The organism is Cupriavidus sp. 01L46, assembly GCF_056399905.1.
The window spans coordinates 1-3,268 of record NZ_JBFTSF010000474.1 but is presented as its reverse complement, the minus strand read 5'-3'; the positions used below and the strand labels follow the sequence as shown (position 1 = coordinate 3,268).

The following is a 3,268-nucleotide window of genomic DNA, read 5'->3' as shown; positions in this document are numbered from 1 at the left end:
GGCTGGTGCCCGCGCCGTGCAGCAGCAGGCAGCTCGCGCCATTGCCCGCGTCCATGCGGTCGGCAGCCAGCGTTTCGGCGCCGGCCTCGATGTCAAAGCGCAGGGGGTTCATGGTGGGCCTGGCGGCGCTTCAGCGAGATTTCTTGTAATCGCTCAGGTAATAGCGCAGCAGCGCCGACGCCAGCGTCAGGCAGAGAAAAGCGAGGGCGATCACCATGGTGTGCCCGGCGGGGCTGTCGATCTGTCCCGACAGCGCCAGGCTGGCCAGCCAGCTGCCTACCGGCAGGATCATCAGGGGCACCAGCAGTGCGCGGCGCCCATAGGTGCGCAGCGCCCACGCGGGGAAATTGCGCAGGAAGGCCATCGGGATGCTGCAGATCAGGCAGGCGCCCGCGGCGGCTAGCGAGGCTGCCACCACATCCCCAACTTGAATCGTGATCATTGTTCTCGGGTTCCCCGTTCAGGCGGAGGCCGGGAAATGACCGGCCGGAAAAATGCAAACCGCTGATTCTACAGAAGAATTCCGGTTTTCAGGTGTCGCTGGGCCGACATGTCGCGGCGGCAAGAAGGCGAGCGTGACGTGGCTGTCACTCCAGCGGCGGAAGTGCCGGCGCGGCTTCCACTGACAGGGTCAGAACCACGGTATCGCCCACCTCCGGCAGGAAGCGCGTCATGCCAAACGCGCTGCGCGACAGCACGGCGCGGAAGTCTCCGCCGCACACATGGCGCTTGATGCCGAACAGGGAGGTCTCGCCGCAGCTGAAGCGCTCGGCTTCCAGCCGCAGCGGCTGCGTGACGCCATGCAGGGTCAGCTCGCCTTCCACGGCCACCAGCCGGTCCCCGTCCCGCACGAAGCGATTCGCGCGCAGCCGGACCACGGGAAAATTCTGGGCATCGAGAAACTGGGCCGAGCGCAGGATGCCGTCCAGCGTGCGGTTGCCGGAATCTACCGAGTCGGCATCGACCGTGAAATCGATCGCGCCGCTGCCGCTGGCTTCGTCGAAGCTGATGCGGCCATCGATCTTGCCGAAGCGCCCGCGCACCGAGGTCCGCTCAAAGTGGCTGGCGGYGAAGTATACGGTGGTGTGTGTCGGGTCCACCGTGAAGTTGATGGGCTCGGCCTGCACCGTGCCGGGCAGGCACGGCGCCAGCAGGCAGAGCGCGCAAGCGACGGTTGCCGAAAGCCGCATGATGCGTGTCCTCAGTGGACGAATACCGGCAACAGGAAGATGCCGATCACCGACAGGAAACCGATGGTCCAGCACAGCGTGCGCAAGGTGGCGCGATCGGCCAGGTAGCACACGGTGTACAGGATGCGTGCGGCGAGGAAGACCAGCGCCAGCTCRTCGATGCGYGCSGCMGGCGCYTGCAGGTGSGTGGCGCACAGCACCGCCGCGGCGAAKAAGGGGAAGGCCTCGAAGTGATTGCGGTGCGCCATGTCGGCGCGCCGCGCGCGCCCGGCCTGCCTTTCCAGCCAGCCGCGCGGGTCGTGGTTGTCGTAGGCGCGTCCGCTCGCCTTGGCCACGCCCACCGTCATGACGGGCAGGATCCCCGCCAGCARCACACACCAGAACGCAATCGGCATTGTCATTTCCTTTGCTTGGAGGAAAACGCCCGGCGACCGGACTGGCCGGCCGCCGGGCGTGCTCGCGAACGCGACGGCCTCAGGCCGCCACCACGCGGATTTTCACGCCAGCCACGCTGACCACCTGGCCGGCGCGGATCTTGGCGGTCTTGCGCGATTCCACCGCGCCGTCGACCGAGACTTCGCCGGCCGCCACCAGCGCCTTGCCGGCGCCGCCGCTGTCGCACACGCCGGCGACCTTGAGCAGGTCGTTCAGGGCGATATGCTCGCCCTCCAGCGGGAAGGTTACGGTTTGCATGGGCTTACTTCCCCCAGCTGTCGCGCAGCCCGACGATGCGGTTGAAGACCGGCTTGCCCGGCTTCGAATCCACGCGGTCGGCCACGAAGTAGCCCTGGCGCTCGAACTGGAAGCGATCTTCCGGAGCGGCTTGCGCCAGGCCGGGTTCCAGGTAGGCCGTGACGATCTTCTTCGAGTCCGGGTTCAGCGCGTCGAGGAAGTTCTTGCCGCCGGCGTCCGGGTTCGGGTCGTTGAAGAGGCGGTCGTACAGCCGCACCTCGGCTTCATAGGCATGCGCCACACTGACCCAATGGATGTTGCCCTTGACCTTGACGCTGTCCGCGCCCGGCGTGCCGCTGCGGGTTTCGGGCAGGTAGTTGGCGTGCACGGCGATGACCTTGCCGTCGGCGTCGCGGTCCACGCCCGTGCATTCGATCACGTASCCGTGGCGCAGGCGCACCTTGCTGCCCGGGGTGCCGTCCTTGGGCGCGAACAGGCGGAAGTAGCCCTTGGGCGGCGCTTCGCTGAAGTCGTCGCGCTCGATCCACAGCTCGCGCGTGAGCGGGAAGACGCGCATGCCCAGTTCCGGCTTCTTCGGGTGCACCGGCGCCGTGCAGTCGTCGCTCTGGCCTTCGGGGTAGTTGTCGAGGATCAGCTTGAGCGGATCCAGCACGGCGGCGCCACGCGCGGCGCGCGCGTCGAGGTCGTCGCGCACGGCGCCTTCCAGCGTGCTCATGTCGATCCAGCTATCGGACTTGGCCACGCCGATGCGGTCACAGAACAACTGGATCGATTCCGGCGTAAAGCCGCGGCGGCGCACGCCCACGATGGTGGGCATGCGCGGATCGTCCCAGCCGTCCACGCGGTTTTCAACGACCAGTTGCAGCAGGCGGCGCTTGCTGGTGATGGCGTAGGTCAGGTTCAGGCGGGCGAACTCGTACTGATGCGGCAGCGGCTCGCTGAACACGCCGCATTCGCGCAACTGCGCCAGCACCCAGTCGTACAGCGGGCGGTTGTTCTCGAACTCCAGCGTGCACAGCGAATGCGTGATGTTTTCCAGCGCGTCCGAGATGCAGTGGGTGAAGTCGTACATCGGGTAGATGCACCACTTGTCGCCCGTGCGGTGGTGATGCGCGTGGCGGATCCGGTAGATCACCGGGTCGCGCATCACGATGTTGGGCGCGTTCATGTCGATCTTCGCGCGCAGCACGTGCTCGCCGTCGGCGTACTTGTCGTCGCGCATGTCGCGGAACAGCTGCAGGTTTTCCTCGACGCTGCGGTCGCGGAACGGCGAGGGCGTGCCCGGGCGGGAGAAGTCGCCGCGGTTGGTGGCGATCTGCTCGGCGCTCTGGCTGTCCACGTAGGCGACGCCGCGCTCGATCAGCTTTTCGGCGAAGGCGTAGAGC

The 3,268-nt window shown here is 67.0% G+C and carries 5 protein-coding genes; all 5 read right to left on the bottom strand.

Annotated features, from left to right (window positions below):
• Window positions 1–130: 130 nt before the first annotated feature.
• Complete coding sequence (locus AC1DS3_RS37065; RefSeq protein ID WP_477129185.1) at window positions 131–442, bottom strand: hypothetical protein; 312 nt, start codon at window positions 440–442, stop codon at window positions 131–133.
• Between the two features lie 145 nt (window positions 443–587).
• The gene (locus tag AC1DS3_RS37060) at window positions 588–1,190 is read right to left on the bottom strand and encodes a YceI family protein (protein ID WP_477129184.1); all 603 of its coding nucleotides are present in this window, start codon (window positions 1,188–1,190) and stop codon (window positions 588–590) included.
• A gap of 11 nt (window positions 1,191–1,201) precedes the next feature.
• On the bottom strand, window positions 1,202–1,585 hold the full coding sequence (locus AC1DS3_RS37055) for an MAPEG family protein (protein WP_477129186.1): 384 nt from the start codon (window positions 1,583–1,585) through the stop codon (window positions 1,202–1,204).
• A gap of 79 nt (window positions 1,586–1,664) precedes the next feature.
• Complete coding sequence (locus AC1DS3_RS37050) at window positions 1,665–1,883, bottom strand: RNA-binding S4 domain-containing protein (RefSeq protein WP_043348411.1); 219 nt, start codon at window positions 1,881–1,883, stop codon at window positions 1,665–1,667.
• 4 nt (window positions 1,884–1,887) lie between these two features.
• On the bottom strand, window positions 1,888–3,268 hold a 1,381-nt coding region (gene glnS, locus AC1DS3_RS37045; protein ID WP_477129183.1), incomplete at its 5' end, for a glutamine--tRNA ligase.